At 68.7% G+C, this 17,410-nt stretch carries 17 protein-coding genes; 6 read left to right on the top strand and 11 right to left on the bottom strand.

Annotated features, from left to right (window positions below; translation table 11 throughout):
• Positions 1-25 precede the first annotated feature (25 nt).
• The 10 genes from QRD43_RS09415 to QRD43_RS09370 form a co-directional block, all read right to left on the bottom strand.
• Complete coding sequence (locus QRD43_RS09415) at positions 26-442, bottom strand: PaaI family thioesterase (protein ID WP_285982225.1); 417 nt, start codon at positions 440-442, stop codon at positions 26-28.
• 65 nt (positions 443-507) lie between these two features.
• Positions 508-1,683, bottom strand: a complete 1,176-nt coding sequence (locus QRD43_RS09410) for an acetyl-CoA C-acyltransferase (protein ID WP_285982224.1) — start codon at positions 1,681-1,683, stop codon at positions 508-510.
• Positions 1,684-1,699: 16 nt separating this feature from the next.
• Complete coding sequence (locus tag QRD43_RS09405) at positions 1,700-3,808, bottom strand: 3-hydroxyacyl-CoA dehydrogenase NAD-binding domain-containing protein (protein ID WP_285982223.1); 2,109 nt, start codon at positions 3,806-3,808, stop codon at positions 1,700-1,702.
• A gap of 320 nt (positions 3,809-4,128) precedes the next feature.
• Positions 4,129-4,491, bottom strand: coding sequence for a hypothetical protein (locus QRD43_RS09400; RefSeq protein ID WP_285982222.1), 363 nt, complete (start codon positions 4,489-4,491; stop codon positions 4,129-4,131).
• A 206-nt stretch (positions 4,492-4,697) separates the two neighbouring features.
• Entirely contained in the window at positions 4,698-5,417 is a 720-nt protein-coding gene (locus QRD43_RS09395; RefSeq protein WP_285982221.1) for an ABC transporter ATP-binding protein, read from the bottom strand.
• Positions 5,414-6,217: an ABC transporter ATP-binding protein gene (locus QRD43_RS09390; RefSeq protein WP_285982220.1), complete on the bottom strand. Its 804-nt coding sequence runs from the start codon at positions 6,215-6,217 to the stop codon at positions 5,414-5,416. Before QRD43_RS09390 ends, QRD43_RS09395 begins: the two co-directional genes overlap by 4 nt.
• Positions 6,214-7,521, bottom strand: a complete 1,308-nt coding sequence (locus QRD43_RS09385; RefSeq protein WP_285982219.1) for a branched-chain amino acid ABC transporter permease — start codon at positions 7,519-7,521, stop codon at positions 6,214-6,216. The genes QRD43_RS09390 and QRD43_RS09385 overlap by 4 nt, the downstream gene beginning before the upstream one ends.
• A gap of 12 nt (positions 7,522-7,533) precedes the next feature.
• Positions 7,534-8,550, bottom strand: coding sequence for a branched-chain amino acid ABC transporter permease (locus QRD43_RS09380; protein ID WP_285982218.1), 1,017 nt, complete (start codon positions 8,548-8,550; stop codon positions 7,534-7,536).
• A gap of 197 nt (positions 8,551-8,747) precedes the next feature.
• Positions 8,748-9,992 carry a branched-chain amino acid ABC transporter substrate-binding protein gene (locus QRD43_RS09375; protein WP_285982217.1) on the bottom strand — a complete coding sequence of 415 codons (1,245 nt, stop codon included), beginning with the start codon at positions 9,990-9,992 and terminating at the stop codon, positions 8,748-8,750.
• Between the two features lie 109 nt (positions 9,993-10,101).
• On the bottom strand, positions 10,102-11,760 hold the full coding sequence (locus QRD43_RS09370; RefSeq protein ID WP_285982216.1) for a 3-(methylthio)propionyl-CoA ligase: 1,659 nt from the start codon (positions 11,758-11,760) through the stop codon (positions 10,102-10,104).
• Between the two features lie 173 nt (positions 11,761-11,933).
• Between QRD43_RS09370 and QRD43_RS09365 the strand changes: the two genes are divergently transcribed.
• The 5 genes from QRD43_RS09365 (at position 11,934) to QRD43_RS09345 (ending at position 15,749) form a co-directional block, all read left to right on the top strand.
• A complete protein-coding gene (locus QRD43_RS09365) occupies positions 11,934-13,424 on the top strand; it encodes a protein adenylyltransferase SelO (protein ID WP_285982509.1) in 1,491 nt (496 codons plus the stop codon).
• Positions 13,421-13,828, top strand: a complete 408-nt coding sequence (gene msrB / locus QRD43_RS09360; protein ID WP_285982215.1) for a peptide-methionine (R)-S-oxide reductase MsrB — start codon at positions 13,421-13,423, stop codon at positions 13,826-13,828. Before QRD43_RS09365 ends, msrB begins: the two co-directional genes overlap by 4 nt.
• A gap of 26 nt (positions 13,829-13,854) precedes the next feature.
• Entirely contained in the window at positions 13,855-14,523 is a 669-nt protein-coding gene (locus tag QRD43_RS09355) for a septation protein A (RefSeq protein ID WP_285982214.1), read from the top strand.
• On the top strand, positions 14,520-14,810 hold the full coding sequence (locus QRD43_RS09350) for a BolA family protein (RefSeq protein ID WP_285982213.1): 291 nt from the start codon (positions 14,520-14,522) through the stop codon (positions 14,808-14,810). The genes QRD43_RS09355 and QRD43_RS09350 overlap by 4 nt, the downstream gene beginning before the upstream one ends.
• A 138-nt stretch (positions 14,811-14,948) precedes the next feature.
• On the top strand, positions 14,949-15,749 hold the full coding sequence (locus tag QRD43_RS09345) for a peptidylprolyl isomerase (protein ID WP_285982212.1): 801 nt from the start codon (positions 14,949-14,951) through the stop codon (positions 15,747-15,749).
• Positions 15,750-16,028: 279 nt separating this feature from the next.
• Here the strand turns inward: QRD43_RS09345 and QRD43_RS09340 are convergent, their stop codons facing one another.
• Complete coding sequence (locus QRD43_RS09340) at positions 16,029-16,742, bottom strand: ABC transporter ATP-binding protein (protein WP_285982211.1); 714 nt, start codon at positions 16,740-16,742, stop codon at positions 16,029-16,031.
• Between the two features lie 10 nt (positions 16,743-16,752).
• Here QRD43_RS09340 and QRD43_RS09335 point away from each other — a divergent pair, with 10 nt between their 5' ends.
• Positions 16,753-17,385 carry an arylesterase gene (locus QRD43_RS09335; RefSeq protein WP_285982210.1) on the top strand — a complete coding sequence of 211 codons (633 nt, stop codon included), beginning with the start codon at positions 16,753-16,755 and terminating at the stop codon, positions 17,383-17,385.
• Positions 17,386-17,410 lie beyond the last annotated feature (25 nt).

Here is a 17,410-nt window from a genome sequence, read left to right as displayed (position 1 = left end):
CTCCAGCAATCGTTGCGGCGCCGGCTCAGGCGGCCGTGAGCGCCATGGTGGCCGAGGCCTTCATCACGAGGGTGCGCGTATCGCCGTCCACCGCATGCACCTCGGCCTCGGTGAAGCTCAGCTGGCGACCCGCCTTGAGCACCCACGCCTCGCACGCCAGCCACTGGCCGCGTGCACCTCGCAGCAGGCTGGTCTTGAGCTCGGCCGTCAGCACCCACTGCCCCTCGGGGGCCAGGGTCTGCGCCGCGGAGCCCATGCTGTGGTCGGCCAGCGAGGCCAGCACGCCCGCATGCACGAGGCCCGTGTGCTGGCGCAGGGCCTCGCGGATGTCCAGGCGGGTGCGCACGCGGCCGGCCTCCACCGCCACGGCCTGCACGCCCAGCTCGACCATGAAGGGGGAACGGGCGATGAAGCCCTGCAGCGTGGCGAGGTCCAGTTCCATGGCAGCTCCGGGCCGGGGTGGTCAAGACAAGGGCGGCGCCCGCATGGCGCCGCCCGGGCGGGGCGTCAGAGCACCTCGAAGACGCCCGCAGCGCCCATGCCACCGCCGATGCACATGGTGACGCACACGCGCTTGGCGCCGCGACGGCGGCCCTCGATCAGGGCGTGGCCCGTCAGGCGCTGGCCCGACATGCCGTAGGGATGCCCCACCGCGATGGCGCCGCCATTGACGTTCAGGCGGTCCATCGGGATGCCCAGCGTGTCGGCGCAGTAGAGCACCTGCACGGCGAAGGCCTCGTTGAGCTCCCACAGGTCGATGTCCTGCACCGTGAGGCCCAGGCGCTGGAGCACCTTGGGGATCGCGAACACCGGGCCGATGCCCATTTCATCGGGCTCGCAACCGGCCACGGCGAAGCCAAGGAAGCGCCCCAGCGGCTTCAGGCCATGCTGCTGGGCGTAGCGCTCGCTGGCCAGCACGCAGGCGCCCGCGCCGTCCGAGAACTGGCTCGCATTGCCGGCGCTCACCACGCCGCCAGGCATGGCCGAGCGCAGGTCCTTGATGCCCTCGTAGGTCGTGCCCTCGCGCAGGCCCTCGTCGGCGCTGACGGTCACTTCGCGCGTCATCAGGCCCTGGACCTTGTCGACGACGCCCGCGGTGACGGTCAGGGGTGCGATCTCGTCCTTGAAGAGACCCGCCGCCTGCGCCGCGCAGGCCTTCTGCTGGCTGGACGCACCGTAGTGGTCCATGCGCTCGCGGGAGATGCCGTAGCGCTTGGCCACGGTCTCGGCGGTCTCGAGCATGCTCCAGTAGATCTCGGGCTTGTGCTTGGCCAGCCAGCTCTCGCGGATCATGTGCTTGTTCATTTCCTGCTGCACGCAGGAGATGCTCTCCACCCCGCCGGCCACGTAGACATCGCCCTCGCCGGCGATGATGCGCTGCGCGGCCATGGCGATGGTCTGCAGGCCGCTGGAGCAGAAGCGGTTGACGGTCAGGCCGGCGACGCTGACCGGCAGGCCGGCACGCAGCGCGATCTGCCGGGCGATGTTGTTGCCCGTGGCGCCTTCGGGGAAGGCGCAGCCCATCAGCACATCCTCAATGGCATCGGGCGCGACGCCCGCGCGCTCGACGGCCGCCTGGACCACATGCCCGCCCAGCGTGGCGCCATGGGTCATGTTGAAGGCGCCCTTCCAGCTCTTGGTCAGGGCCGTGCGGGCGGTGGAAACAATCAGTGCTTGACTCATGATGGAACGTCCTCGCTCACTCGGTGAATGACTTGCCTTCGGCCACGAGGCGCTGGATCAGCGGCGCGGGCTGCCAGAAGCTGGCATCGTCGAGCGGATTGCGGGCGAAGCGCTTCATGGCCTCGACCACGTTGTAGAGGCCGACGGTGTCGGCATAGCACATGGGGCCGCCGCGCCACAGCGGGAAGCCGTAGCCGGTAAGGTAGACCATGTCGATGTCGGAGGCGCGCAGGGCGATGCCCTCCTCCAGGATGTGCGCGGCCTCGTTGACCAGCGAGAACACGAGGCGGTGGACGATCTCCTCGTCGCTGATCTTGCGCGGCGTGATGCCTTGCGCGGCCCGGTGCTGCTCGATCATCTCCACGACGACCGGCGAGGGAATCGCATCGCGCTTGCCGGCGGCGTAGTCGTACCAGCCGGCCCCGGTCTTCTGACCGAAGCGGCCCATCTCGCACAGCAGGTCGGCCGTCATCGAGTAGCGCAGATGCGGCTTCTCCTGGTAGCGGCGCTTGCGGATGTACCAGCCCACGTCGTTGCCGGCGAGGTCGCCCATGCGGAAGGGGCCCATCGCGAAGCCGAACTTCTCGACGGCCTTGTCCACCTGCTGCGGCGTGCAGCCCTCCTCCAGCAGGAAGCCGGCCTGGCGGCTGTACTGCTCGATCATGCGGTTGCCGATGAAACCGTCGCACACGCCCGAGACCACGCAGGTCTTGCGGATGGTCTTGCCCAGCGCCATCACGGTGGCGAGCACGTCCTTGGCCGTCTTCGCGCCGCGCACGACCTCCAGCAGCTTCATCACATTGGCCGGGCTGAAGAAGTGCATGCCGATGACGTCCTCGGGACGCCGCGTGAAGGCGGCGATGCGGTTGACGTCCAGCGTCGAGGTGTTGGACGCGAGGATCGCGCCGGGCTTCATCACCGCGTCGAGCTGCTCGAAGACCTGCTGCTTGACGCCGAGGTCCTCGAAGACCGCCTCGATCACCAGGTCGGCATCGCCGATCTCGGCGTAGCTCAGCGTGGTGCTCAGCAGGGCCATGCGCTGCTGGTACTTGTCTTCCTTGAGCTTGCCCTTCTTGACCTGGGCCTCGTAGTTCTTGCGGATCGTGGCGATGCCGCGGTCCAGGGCCTCCTGCTTCATCTCGAGGAGGACCACCGGGATGCCGGCATTCAGGAAGTTCATGCTGATGCCGCCGCCCATGGTGCCGGCGCCAATCACCGCGACCTTCTTGATCTCGCGCTTGGGCGTGTCCTCGGGCACGTCGGGGATCTTGCTGGTGGCGCGCTCGGCGAAGAAGGCGTGGCGCAGGGCCTTGGACTCCGGCGTCATCATGAGCGCGAGGAAGCCCTCGCGCTCGGCCTTGAGGCCCTCGTCGAAGGGCTTGTATGCCGAGGCGGCCACGGCCTCCAGGCAGCGCAGCGGCGCCGGGAAATTCTTCGCCTGGGCCGCGACCATGTTGCGGGCGAACTGGAAGTAGGCGTCCGGCTCGGCATGGCGGGCCTTGAGGTCGCGCACGCGGGGCAGCGGGCTGCCGTCCGCGTGCTTGGCAATGACGGTCTCGGCGAACGCGAGCGCGTCGCCCAGCACATCGCTGCCGGTGATCTTGTCGAAGAGCTTCTGGCCCGGGACCATCGCCAGCAGCTGGCTCTCGACGGCCTCGCCGCTGACGATCATGTTCAGCGCGGGCTCGACGCCCAGCGCGCGCGGCAGGCGCTGCGTCCCGCCGGCCCCCGGCAGCAGGCCGATCTTGACCTCGGGCAGCGCGATCTTGGCGCCCGGTGCCGCGACGCGGTAGTGGCAGCCCAGCGAGAGCTCCAGCCCGCCGCCCATGCAGACGGTGTGGATGGCCGCGATCACCGGCTTGCTGCAGGCCTCGACCTTGGCGATCAGCGAGTGCAGATTGGGCTCGGCCAGCGCCTTGGGACTGCCGAACTCGCGGATGTCGGCGCCGCCGGAGAAGGCCTTGCCGGCGCCGGTGATGACCACGGCCTTGATGGCGGCGTCCGCCTCCGCCTGGTCGATGCCTTCGGCCACCGCCCGGCGCGTGGCATAGCCCAGGCCGTTGACCGGCGGGTTGTTCAGGGTGATCACGGCAACGGCGCCGTGGACCTCGTAGCTGGCACTCATGGGCGGGCTTCCTTCCTTGTGCAGTGGAGGGCTGCGGCGACCGTCATGCGAGTCATGGCGCCGCAGAAATAGAACGATCGTTCGATTCTAGGCAGACCCCTGGCGCCCCTCCTGTCCCAGCGGCGACAGACCGGGGAGAACCCTGAGCGCGGCGCGTCCAGGGGCTTCAGGCGGGATCCGGCAGGATCAGGCGATGGGGCGGCTCGATGGTACGGCGAGTGGCAGCACCGCGGTGTGACGAAGCGATCCCGAGTGGATCGGGCACAGGCCGGCGTGCAGCGCGGCACGCACGGCAACACAGGCCTCCCGGCCCGGCGATCTCAGCCGCGGTTGAGCAGCTGGGTGGGCGCGAAGCCGTCGTTGGGGCGCTCGGGCTCGTCCTCGGGCAGCAGCTCGGGCGTGACGCTGTCACCGGTGTCGGGCAGGGGTTCGTGATGCACGACGCGGTGATGGGCGCGCTCATCGGCCAGGCGCATGCCGGAGAGCTCCTTTTGCAGCTGCTCGATCTGGCGGCGGGCCGCGGTGTTCTGCTGGGTGAGCTGCTGGCGCGCGGCGTCCACCTGGGCCAGGCGCTGCGTCAGCGCCTTCTGGCTCTGCCAGGCCCACAGGCCGGCCCCCACGAGCCCCAGCAGCAGACCGCCCAGGGCACCCATCAGCATCGACATCGTTGCGTTCTCCATCATTCCCCCTGCGCCGGTGGTGAACGGAGGCCCCGGCGAGGGGCTGCCTCACCGGGCTGGAAACAATGTAACGCCGGCCGCCTGGCGAGACCATCCTCAAGGTAGGGGCAAGCAAGACCTGGCCCCTTCAGGCAGGGGATGGCGCCGATTCCTCACGGCCCGGCTGTGGTGGGAAAGCCGCAGTCGTGAGGCCGCCCTCGGGCCGGGCCCTAGACCTCGAGCCACTCCTTGCGGATGTAGGCATTGGCCCGCAGATCGGCGGGCGTGCCCTCGAAGACCATGCGCCCGTGGCCCATGACGTAGCAGCGCTCGGCGATGTCCAGCGCGATGGCCAGCTTCTGCTCGATCAGCAGCACGGCGATCCCGCGGCGCTTGAGCTCCTGCAGGTACTGCGCCACCAGCTCGACGATCATCGGCGCCAGGCCCTCGGTCGGCTCGTCGATGAGGATCAGGTCCGGGTCGCCCATGAGCGTGCGGCACAGCGTCAGCATCTGCTGCTCACCGCCCGAGAGCACGCCGGCCTCGGTGTGCTGGCGCTCCAGGAGTCGGGGGAACATGCGGTACATGTCCTCGAAGCTCCAGCGCGGGTTCCTGGCACCACGCTTCTGACCGAGGAGCAGGTTCTGGTGCACCGTCAGCTTCGGGAAGATGTCGCGGTTCTCCGGCACGTAGCCGATGCCGGCGTGCGCCACCTCGAAGGCCTTGCGCCCCAGCAGCTCCTGATCACCGAAGCGCACCGAGCCCGTGCCATCCACCAGTCCCATGATGGTCTTGGCCGTGGTCGATCGCCCCGAGCCATTGCGGCCCAGCAGCGCGACGATCTCGCCGGGCTGCACCACGAGGTCCACGCCGTGCAGCACGTGGCTCTTGCCGTAGAAGGCGTGGACCTTGTCCAGCACCAGGCGGCGTCCTGTCTTCTCGGAGTTCATGCCGTCGCTCCCGCCGTCGCCTGCTCGGCCAGCACCGAACCCAGATAGGCCTGCTGCACACGGGCATCCGCGCGCACGGCCTCGGGCGTGTCAAAGGCGATGACCTCACCGTAGACCAGCACCGCGATGCGGTCGGCCAGGCCGAAGACCACGCCCATGTCGTGCTCCACCGTGAGCAGCGTGCGCCCCTCGGTGACCTGCCGGATGAGCTGGATGAAGCGCTGCGTCTCGCTCTTGCTCATGCCCGCGGTGGGCTCGTCGAGCAGGATCACCGAGGCCCCGCTCGCGATGGTCATGCCGATCTCGAGCGCCCGCGCCTCGGCGTAGGTCAGGTTCATGGCCAGCACGTCGCGCCGCCGGTCCAGCTGGATCTGCTCCAGCAGCTCCTCCACGCGGTCATTGAGCCCGTCCAGCCCGGCCAGGAAGTGCCAGAAGCTGTAGCGGTAGCCCATGGACCACAGCAGCGCGCAGCGGATGTTCTCGAACACCGACAGGCGCGAGAACAGGTTGGAGACCTGGAAGCTGCGCGCCAGCCCGAGCCGGTTGATCTGGTAGGGCGGCAGGCCGTCGATGCGCCGGCCGTGCAGGCGGACCTCGCCGCTCGTGGGCGCGAAGCGGCCGCTGATGAGGTTGAACAGCGTGGACTTGCCCGCGCCGTTGGGGCCGATCAGTGCGACGCGCTCGCCCGCGCGCACCTGCAGCTGCGCCCCGCGGATGATCTCGCTGCGGCCGAAGCGCTTGCGCAGGTCCAGCAGCTCGAGCGCATAGGCGCCGCCGGGGGGGTTGAGGTGTCCGCTCACAGGCTCTCCCGACGCTTGATGTCCTGCTCGATCTCTTCCTGGGTCTGGTCCCACTCGGCCTTGAAGCGCCGCCGCGCCAGCTCGAAGAGCGCCAGGCCCACGAGCATGGCCAACACGGCACCGAACCACGCGTCCACCGAGTTGCTGCGGATGCGGGCGCCCATGAAGCCCAGCTCCGGCCCCATCGCGGCATTGAGCTGCAGGTGGTAGAGCATCTCCACGATGCAGCTCGCGCCCAGCAGCACGGTGAGCCCGGTCCCGGCCAGCGCAAGGTAGGCCGTCCACAGGCGCGAGAGCTTGCCGAAGGCCGCCACGCGCAGGTTCATCATGATCAGCGAGGCGATGCCGCCGGGCGCATAGACCACCATGAAGAGAAAGACGAGCCCGAGGTAGAGCAGCCAGGCCTGCGTCAGCTCGGACAGCAGCACGCCAGCGAGCACCATCAGCACCGCGCCGATGATGGGCCCGAAGAAGAACGTCGCCCCGCCGAGGAAGGTGAAGAGCAGATAGCCGCCGGAGCGCGCCGCGCCCACGACCTCGGCCGTGACGATCTCGAAGTTGAGCGCCCCCAGCCCGCCCGCGATGCCCGCGAAGAAGCCGGAGATCAGGAAGGCGAGGAAGCGCACCCAGCGGGTGTCGTAGCCGATGAACTCGACGCGCTCGGGGTTGTCCCGCACCGCGTTGAGCATGCGGCCCAGCGGCGTGCGCGTGAGCGCGAAGAGCGCGGCCGTGCTGGCGAAGCAGTACAGCGCGATGAGGTAGTAGACCTGGATCTGCGGCCCGAAGCTGATGCCCAGCACCGGCGCGCCCACGACGCGGTTGCCCGAGACGCCGCCCTCCCCGCCGAAGAACTCCGGCAGCATCAGGGACATGGACCAGATCAGCTCGCCCAGGCCCAGCGTGATCATCGCGAAGGGCGTGCCGGACTTCTTGGTCGAGACGTAGCCGAACAGCGCCGCGAAGAAGAGGCCGGCCAGGCCGCCCGCCAGCGGCACGAGGCTCACCGGCAGCGCCAGCTGGCCGGCCGAGACCTGGTTCAGCGTGTGCATGGCGAGGAAGGCGCCGAGGCCGCTGTAGACCGCGTGCCCGAAGCTCAGCATGCCGCCCTGCCCCAGCAGCAGGTTGTAGGCCAGGCAGGCGATGATGCCGATGCCCATCTGCGACAGCATGGTGTGGGCGAGGCTGCTGGTCCACAGCAGCGGCGCCACGCCGAGCAGGAAGGCATAGATGCCCCACACCAGCCAGCGGCCGACGTTCCAGGGCTTGAAGTGGAAGTGCGCCGTGCTGGCGCGCACATGGTTCATGGTGGCGCTCCCTCAGTCGTCCCGCGTGCCGAAGAGGCCCTTGGGCCGGAAGATCAGGATCAGCACCATCAGCAGGTAGGGCAGGATGGGTGCGACCTGCGCGAGCGAGAGCTTCAGCAGCGGATAGCCCGGCGTGGCCGGCGTCACCGCCATCCCGAGGCGCTGTGCCAGCGTCGCCAGCGAGCCGTCCACCGTCAGCGGCAGCGTCTGGATCAGGCCGATCAGCAGCGAGGCCACGAAGGCCCCCGCCAGCGACCCGACGCCCCCGACCACCACGACGACGAAGATGATGGAGCCCACGATGGCGGCCATGGCCGGCTCCGTCACGAACGTGATCCCGCCGATGACGCCGGCCAGCGCGGCCAGTGCGCAGCCGCTGCCGAAGACCAGCATCAGCACCCGCGGCACGTTGTGCCCGAGGGCCTCGGCCATCTCCGGATGCGTGAGCGCCGCCTGGATGACGAGGCCGATGCGGCTGCGCGTGAGCAGCGCCCACAGACCGCCCAGCATGGCCAGCGCCACCAGCATCATGAAGGCGCGGGTCAGCGGGAACTTCGAGCAGGCCGCCGCGGCGCACTGCGCCGGCGTTGCGTCGCCCCACACGAGGGTCAGGCCTTGCCCCGCCGACTGCACCAGCGTGAAGGCCGAGCCCTGCAGCGCCGGCGGCGGGCCGAAGGGCACCGAGGTGCGGCCAAAGACCAGCTGCACGAGCTCGAGCATCACGTAGGACAGCCCGAACGTGATCAGCAGCTCGGGCACATGGCCGTACTTGTGCACCCGCCGCAGCGCCGTGCGCTCGAACAGCGCGCCGAGGGCGCCGACCACCAGCGGCGCCAGCACCAGCGCCGGCCAGAAGCCCAGCCAGCCGGCCAGCACATAGGCCGCGTAGGCGCCCAGCATGTAGAAGCTGGCATGCGCGAAGTTCAGCACGCCCATCATGCTGAAGATCAGCGTGAGCCCCGCGCTGAGCATGAACAGCAGCAGCCCGGAGGCCAGGCCGTTGAGCAGGTTGATCAGGAGTTGGTCCACATGACCTCGTGAGGTTCAGGCCGGGGGAGCATCAGCCCCGTTGAGCCGACATGCCCGTCGGCGCCCAGGTGCCGATCGGGTAGGCAGCGGCGGCCGGCGAGCGGGCTGAGGTGGCGCTGAGGAGCACAGCCGTACAGGCGTACGGCGAGCACCGCCAGCGCCAGATCGGCCCGCGCAGCCCGCCGCTGCAGCCCGATTCAGCGCTTCATCTGGCAGGAGGTGGGCGTGGACGAGACGTACGAGTCGTACATCTTCAGCGGCACCAGCGTGTAGCCCGTGTTCTCGGGGCTGTACGGGTACTTGGCATCGGCCTTGTTCCACACCGAGATGAAGAGCGGCTGCTGCAGCTGATGGTCGGTCTTGCGCACCTGCACCTCGCCGTTGAAGCTCTTCACCGTCAGGCCTTCCAGCGCCGCCGCCACCTTGACCGGGTCGGTGCTCTTGGCCTTGGCCATGGCCTCGCCCAGCAGGCTGTAGATGTGGATGACGCTGCCCGTGTAGAAGTCGTCGTTGAAGCGCTTCTTGTACTCGTCCATCCACTTGCCCATCTGGCCGCCCAGGTTGTAGTGGTTGTACGAGACCTGGAAGACGCGCCCCGCCGAGGCCGCGCCCAGTGCCGTGGGCGTGCCGCTCACGCCGGCGTAGTAGGTGAAGAACTTGCCCGTGTAGCCGGCCTCGTTCGCCGCCTTCACGAGGAGGGTCAGGTCTGAACCCCAGTTGCCGGTGATGACGGTGTCGGCGCCGCTGGCCTTGATCTTGGCCACATAGGGCGCGAAGTCACGCACCTGGGCGAGCGGGTGCAGGTCCTCGCCGACGACCTGGACGTCCGGCCGCTTGCGGGCCAGCATCTCCTTGGCGTACTTGGCGACCTGCTGGCCGTGCGCGTAGTTCTGGTTCAGCAGGAAGACCTTCTTGACGTCCGGCTGGTCCTTCATGAAGGTGGTGATGGCCTCCATCTTCATCGACGTGTCGGCGTCCATGCGGAAGTGCCAGTAGCTGCACTTGGCGTTGGTGAGATCCGGGTCCACGGCCGAGTGGTTGAGGTACAGCACCTCCTTGCCGGGATTGCGCTCGTTGTGCTTGTTGATCGCGTCGATCAGGGCCAGCGCCGCGCCGGAGCCATTGCCCTGGGTCACGTAGCGCACGCCCTGGTCGATGGCCGACTTCAGCGCATTGAGCGTCTCGGCGGGGCTGAGCTTGTTGTCGATGGCGATGATCTCGAACTTCACGCCGGCCGGGTTGGTGGCGTTGAACTTCTCGGCGAAGAACTGGAAGCTCTTGACCTGGTTCTGGCCCACCGGGCCCATCAGGCCGGACAACGGGTCGATCCAGGCGATCTTCACCGTCTCGCCCTTCTGGGCCTGTGCCCCGAGGGACAGGCCCGCCAGCAGCAGGGATGCCGCGACGTGCCGCAGCTGGAACTCACGCGATGCAGTCAACATGGATGTCTCCTTCTGACCCTGGGCGGGCCTGTTCTCGGTCTCAACATGTCCTGCAGGTCCGGACCTCGCGGCCCGTCCTGCCTCAGCGAACGCGATCGGCCCGCCGGGCTCAGGCCCCGGGCAGGCGGTGCTCGGCAAACTGCTGACGCAGCTTGAGCTTCTGGATCTTGCCGGTGGCGGTATGCGGGATCTCGTCGACAAAGACGACGTCGTCCGGGATCTGCCACTTGGCGATGCGCCCCTCGTAGAAGGCCAGCATCTCCTCGCGGCTCAGGCTGGCGCCGGGCTTGCGCACCACGACGAGCAGCGGGCGCTCGTCCCACTTCGGATGCCGGCAGGCGATGGCCGCCGCCTCGCCCACGGCCGGATGGGCCATGGCGATGTTCTCGAGGTCGATGGAGGAGATCCACTCGCCGCCGGACTTGATGACGTCCTTGCTGCGGTCCGTGATCTGCATGAAGCCGTCGGCGTCGATGGTGGCCACGTCACCCGTCGGGAACCACAGCCCGGCGTCGCTGCCCTGCTCCTTCACCGGCACCAGCGCGGACTGCGTCTGGCCGAAGTAGCTGTTGATGACCCAGTGGCCACGCACGACGAGGTTGCCGCTGCTGGTGCCATCCCAGGGCTGGGCGTCGCCGGCGTCGTCGATCACGGCCATGTCGATGCCGTAGATCACCTTCCCCTGTTTCTCCAGGATGCGGCGCTGCTCCTCCTGCGGCAGCTTGAGCTGGCGCGCGGTGAGCTTGGACAGCGTGCCCAGGGGCGACAGCTCCGTCATGCCCCAGGCGTGGATGACCTCGACGCCGTAGTCGTCCATCAGCGTGCGCAGCATGGCCGGCGGGCAGGCGGAGCCGCCGATCACCGTGCGCGTGAAACTGCTGAACTTGAGCTGGTTCGCCCCCACGTAGTTGAGCAGGCCCAGCCACACGGTCGGCACGCCGGCGCTGAAGGTCACCTGCTCGGCTTCGAAGAGTTCGTAGAGGGACTTGCCGTCCAGGTGCGGCCCGGGGAACACGAGCTTCGCGCCGACGATGGCGCTGCTGTAGGGCAGGCCCCAGGCGTTGACGTGGAACATGGGCACCACGGGCAGGATCACGTCCTTCGAGGAGCAGTCCATGCCGTCAGGCAGTGCGGAGGCGAAGGCATGCAGCACGCTGGAGCGATGGCTGTACACCGCCCCCTTCGGATGGCCGGTCGTGCCGGAGGTGTAGCAGATGCTCGACGCGGCGTTCTCATCGAAGACCGGCCAGGTGTAGCGGCCGTCCTCGGCCTCGACGAGCTCCTCGTAGCACAGCAGGCCGGGCAGCGTCGTCTGCGCAGGCATGTGGGCGCGGTCGGTCATCAGCACGAAGTGGCGCACGTGCGGGAGCTGCGGCGCCAGCTTCTCGACCAGCGGCAGGAAGTTCAGGTCGAAGCACAGGGCCAGGTCTTGCGCGTCGTTGGCGATCCAGGCGATCTGCTCGGGGAAGAGGCGCGGGTTGATCGTGTGGCAGACGAGCGCCGAGCCCGAGCTGCCGTAGTAGATCTCGAGGTGGCGGTAGCCGTTCCAGGCCAGCGTGCCGACGCGGTCGCCGGCCTTGAGCCCCAGCCGCACCAGCGCCTGGGCCAGCTTGCGGGAGCGCCGCTCGCATTCGCGCCAGTTGTAGCGGTGCAGGTCGCCCTCGACCCGCTTGCTCACGATCTCGGTGTCCCCCGAGTGGCGGGCCGCGTGCTGGATCAGCGAAGAGATCAGCAGCGGCATGGACATCATCTGTCCCATCAGACCCATCTATGTCTCCTTGGTCTCCGCCCTGCGTGGAGCGGAAATCGGCAGTTGCAAATCATGTTAACCCTGCGCCGCACAGCGGCTTAGTCACCCTCGTTACACTGGATCTCATGGTTTTCGACAAGGGCAACGGCCCCACTCCGGACATGGGCAGCGAGCCCTTCGCGAGCGGCGCGATGGGCTGGCAGGAACAGCTCGGCAGCGTCCCCACCAGCCACCCGGCCAGCTTCACCCGGCTGGGTGACGGCTTCCTGACACGGCTGCCGCCGGAGCCGCTGTCCGCACCGCACTGGGTCGCCACGAGCGCAGCCTGCGCGCAAGTGCTCGGACTTCCCGAGGACTGGCGCAATGAGGAGGCGCTGCAGGTGCTCAGCGGCAATGCGCTGTGGGAGGGCATGCAGCCCTGGGCCAGCGTCTACAGCGGTCATCAGTTCGGCGTCTGGGCCGGGCAGCTGGGCGACGGGCGGGCACTGCACCTGGGCGAGCTCGTGCACGGCGGCCAGCGCTGGGAGGTCCAGCTCAAGGGCGCCGGGCGCACGCCCTACTCCCGCCGCGGGGATGGCCGCGCGGTGCTGCGCTCCTCCATCCGCGAGTTCCTGTGCTCCGAGGCCATGGCGGCGCTGGGCATCCCCACGACACGCGCCCTGTGCATCACGGGCTCGCCGCAGGGCGTGCAGCGCGAGACGCTGGAGACGGCGGCCGTGGTCACGCGCGTGGCGCCCAGCTTCCTGCGCTTCGGTCACCTGGAGCACTTCGCGCACCATGGCCAGCTCAACGAGCTGCGCCAGCTGGTGGCTCATGTCCTGAGCCACCACGCGCCGGAATGCCGGGAGGCCCCCGTCCCCCCCGTGGCGCTGCTGGAGAAGATCGCCCGGCAGACGGCACAGCTGATGGCCGCCTGGCAGTGCGTGGGCTTCTGCCATGGCGTGATGAACACGGACAACATGTCCCTGCTGGGCCTCACGCTGGACTACGGCCCCTTCGGCTTCCTCGACGGCTTCGACCCGGGCCACGTCTGCAATCACTCGGATCACCAGGGCCGCTACGCCTATGTGCGCCAGCCGCAGGTCGCCTTCTGGAACCTCCACGCCCTGGCGCAGGCCCTCATGCCGCTGATCGGCGGAGACGAGGAGGCGGTGGCCGAGCTGCTGGGGGACGCCCTGGAGCCCTATCGCCAGGTCTTCCAGCAGGAGATGCTGCGCGGCATGCGGGACAAGCTCGGACTGCGGCACGCCGAGGCCGAGGACCAGGCCCTGATCGACGACTGGCTGCGCCTGCTGGCCCTGCATCGCACCGACTACACCATCGCGCACCGCCGTCTCTCGCAATGGCCGGCGAGGGCCGAGGCCACGTGGGCGCCGCTGCGGGACATCTTCCTGGACCGCGAGCGCTTCGATCTGTGGGCCCTGCGCTACCGCGAGCGCCTCGCGCGCGAGGCCAGCGACGACACCGAGCGCCTGCCGCGCATGCAGGCCGTGAACCCGGCCGTCGTGCTGCGCAACCACCTGGCCGAGACCGCCATCCAGCGCGCCGAGGCCGGTGACTTCACGGAAATCGAGCGGCTGCTGAAAGTTCTGCAGCGCCCGTACGACGAACCCGCTCAAGCGTCCGATGCGGACTTCCCGCCCGACTGGGCCTCCCGTCTTGAGGTGTCCTGTTCATCATGAGCAACAAGCCCTACCCCATCAGCAAGAGCGACGCCGAATGGCGTGAGCAGCTCGACGATCTGCAATACCAGGTGACGCGCCACGCGGCCACCGAGCGCGCCTTCACCGGCGCCTACTGGGACCACTGGGCCCATGGCCACTACGACTGCGTCTGCTGCGGCACGCGCCTGTTCGAGGCCGGGACCAAGTTCGACGCCGGCTGCGGCTGGCCCAGCTACTGGGCACCGGTGAACGCCGATGTCGTCGAGCGCATCGAGGACCACAGCCACGGCATGGTGCGGGTCGAGGTGCGATGCCGGCACTGCGGCGCCCACCTGGGCCACGTCTTCCCCGACGGACCGAGGCCCACCGGCGAGCGCTTCTGCATCAATTCCGCCGCGATAGACTTCGCGCCCGATGCCTGATCGATTCAGGCGCTGACCTCGTCTCCATGAAGCTTCTGCTCGATTTCCTGCCGCTGATCCTCTTCTTCGGCACCTTCAAGTTCGCGGAGGGCCACAAGGCCGCCGCCGCGGCCTTCGCCTCCTCGCACTTCGGCTTCATGGTGTCCGGCGGCACCGTGGGCCCCGAGGAGGCGCCCGTGCTGCTGGCCACGCTCGTGGTGATGGTGGCCACGCTGGCGCAGGCGCTCATCACCAAGCTGCGCGGGCACAAGATCGACCTGATGCTGTGGATCAGCCTCGCGCTGGTCGTGGTGCTGGGCGGCCTGACCGTGTGGCTGCACGACGAGACCTTCATCAAGTGGAAGCCCACCGGCCTCTACTGGGGCATGGCCGCCGTGTTCCTCGTGAGCGACCTGGTGTTCCGCAAGAACCTGCTGCGCAGCATGATGGAGAAGGATGTGCAGCTGCCCGACTTCGCCTGGCGGCGCATGAACCTCGGCTCCGTGGCGTTCTTCGTGGCCCTCGGCTTTCTGAACCTTTACGTTGCTTTTCATTTCCCGACCGCCACCTGGGCCAACTTCAAGGTCTTCGGCGTGACGGGCCTCTTCGTGCTGTTCACGCTGGGCCAGGGGCTCTACATGAGCCGCCACATCATGGAACCGGCCGGCAAGGCCGACGGGGCCGACGAGCCCGCCAAGGAGGGCCACGCCCCATGAACGACGCCATGAACGACGCCCCCCGCGCCTCCACGGCCGTGATCGAGCAGCGGCTGCGCGACGGCCTCCAGCCCCAGCACCTCGAAGTGCAGGACGACAGCGCCCACCATGCCGGCCACGCCGGCGCACGCGAAGGCGGCCACTACACGGTGCGCGTCGTGAGCGAGCGCTTCAGGGGTCTCACGAAGGTCGCGCGCCACCGCCTCGTATATGATTTGCTGGCTGAGCAGATGCGCCGCGGCATCCATGCCCTGGCCATCGAAGCCAAAGCTCCGGGGGAACCCTGAGCCGCTCTGTACGGCGCCCCGAACCCCACGGTTTCGAGGGCGTCTGTTTTTATCCAAACCTCGCCGCGTAACGCGGTGTATCTCTGATAGATCCGGTGGCACGCTCACCGGTGGAGTCTGTTGAAAGGCCCAACGTCCATGAAGAAGATTGTGCTCGCCGCCTCGATCGCGGCCCTGACCGCAGCGCTGGCACCCCTGTCGGCCAGTGCCCAGAACATCGCGACGGTGAACGGCAAGGCCGTGCCCAAGGCGCGTGTGGACCAGCTGATCCAGCAAGTCACCAAGAACGGTCAGCCCCGCACGCCGGAGCTGGAGACGCAGGTCAAGGACGAAGTCGTCCGCCGCGAGATCTTCATCCAGGAAGCCGAGAAGCGCGGCATCCCCGCCAGCGCCGACTACAAGGTCCAGATGGAACTGGCTCGCCAGATGATCCTGATCCGCGGCCTGATGGAAGACTACAAGGCCAAGAACCCGGTCACCGATGCCGAGGCGCAGAAGGAATACGACCAGTTCAAGGCCGCCAACAGCGGCATGGAATACCGTGCCCGCCACATCCTGGTCGAGAAGGAAGACGAGGCCAAGGCCCTGATCAAGCAGCTCAACGGCGGCGCCAAGTTCGAGGACCTCGCGGCCAAGAACTCCAAGGACACCGGCTCGGCTGCCAACGGCGGCGACCTGGACTTCGCCAACCCCAACAACTTCGTGCCCGAGTTCTCCAAGGCCATGACCGCCCTGAAGAAGGGTGAGATGACCCAGGAGCCGGTGAAGTCGCAGTTCGGCTTCCACATCATCAAGCTGGAAGACACCCGCGAAGCCACCTTCCCGGCCTTCGACGACGTCAAGGGCCAGATCAAGCAGCGCATCGAGCAGCAAAAGATGGGCAACTTCCAGCGCGAGCTGGTCGAGAAGGCCAAGACCGACTACAAGTTCGCTCAGTGAGCTTGAGTCCCCTGACGAGCCGCGCGACGGCTGCCTGAAGAACCCGGCCTTGCGCCGGGTTTTTTCATGCGTGCCCGGCCTTGCGCCGGGTTTTTTCAGGAGCGCCCGGCCTGGCGCCGGCTTGCTCACGCGTCCCCGGCCGTGTGCCGGGCCTTCCAGGCGAGCGTGGCCCGGCGCGGCCAGGCCCTCCCCGCCAGCACGCGGGCACTCCCGCGGGAGCCCTCGGCGAAGCCGGCGCTCGCCCGGCGCGGCGCCGGCGGACCCGGCGCCGCCGGGCCGTCAGGCGTGGCCCGTCGCGGGGGCGGCCGCCGGCTGTCGCGGAGGGACCACCAGCCGGCCGGCCTCGATGCGCAGCTGCCGCTCGCAGCGTTCGGCGATGGCCAGATCGTGCGTGACCATCACCAGCGTCGTCCCCGCCTCGCGGTTGAGCTCGAACATCAGCGCCATCACCTGCGCGCCGGTCGCGAAGTCGAGGCTGCCGGTGGGCTCGTCCGCCAGCAGCAACGCCGGGCGCTGCACGAAGGCGCGGGCCAGGGCGACGCGCTGCTGCTCGCCGCCCGACAGCACGCGGGGATAGTGGTAGAGCCGCTGGCCCAGGCCGACGCGCTCCAGCATGGCCTGCGCCTGCGAGCGGGCCTCGCGGTCGCCCCGCAGCTCGAGCGGCAGCATCACGTTCTCCAGCGCCGTCAGGTTCGACAGCAGCTGGAAGTTCTGGAACACGAAACCCACGTGCGCCGCGCGCAGGGCCGCGCGGGCGTCCTCGTCCAGCGCGTAGAGGTCCTGGCCCTGCAGGCGCACCGCGCCATGGGTGGGCGTGTCCAGGCCCGCCAGCAGCGCCAGCAGCGTGCTCTTGCCCGAACCGGAGGCGCCCACGATGGCCACGGATTCCCTGGCCTGCAGGTGGAAGCTGATGTCATGCAGAATCGTCAGCTCGCCCGTGGCATCGCTGACCGTTTTGCCCAGGTGTTCGACTTCAAGAATGGATGCAGACATGAGGAGCGCGATGCAACGCCGGATGTGGATGGGCTACTCTAGCCTGAGCGTGGCCCTGCTGCTGGTGCCGGGTCTTGCCCGCGCGACGAAACGCAAGATCCTGGTGGTGGGCGACAGTCTCTCCGCTGAATACGGCCTGGCACGCGGCAGCGGCTGGGTGGCCCTGCTCGAGGCGCGACTGAAGGCGCAGAAGCGCGAGATCGAGGTGGTCAATGCCAGCATCAGCGGAGACACGACCTCGGGCGGCCGCTCCCGCCTCGGCGCGCTGCTGAAGAAGGAGCAGCCGAGCCACGTGATCATCGAGCTGGGCGGCAACGATGCCCTGCGCGGCCTGCCGCTGGCCATGACACGGGACAACCTGCGCGCCATGGTCCAGGACAGCCGCAAGGCGGGCGCCCGCGTGCTGGTGGTGGGCATGCAGATGCCGGCCAACTACGGGGCGGCCTACGGCAAGGAATTCGCGGGCAGTTTCGAGACCGTGGCCCGCGAGGAGAAGGTCGGGCTCGTGCCCTTCCTGCTGGCGGGCGTGGCCGACCGCCCGGACGCCGAGGCCTGGTTCCAGGCCGACCGCATCCACCCGCTGGCCAAGGCCCACCCGCTGATGCTGGAGCAGGTCTGGAAGGGCCTCGCGCCGCTGCTCTGAGCGGCGCGAGGCCCCGCCCGGCGGC

Source organism: Roseateles subflavus (genome assembly GCF_030285365.1).
Lineage (GTDB): Bacteria > Pseudomonadota > Gammaproteobacteria > Burkholderiales > Burkholderiaceae_C > Roseateles_B > Roseateles_B subflavus.
The sequence above is the reverse complement of the archived record's forward strand: the minus strand, read 5'-3'. Positions and strand labels throughout refer to the sequence as shown.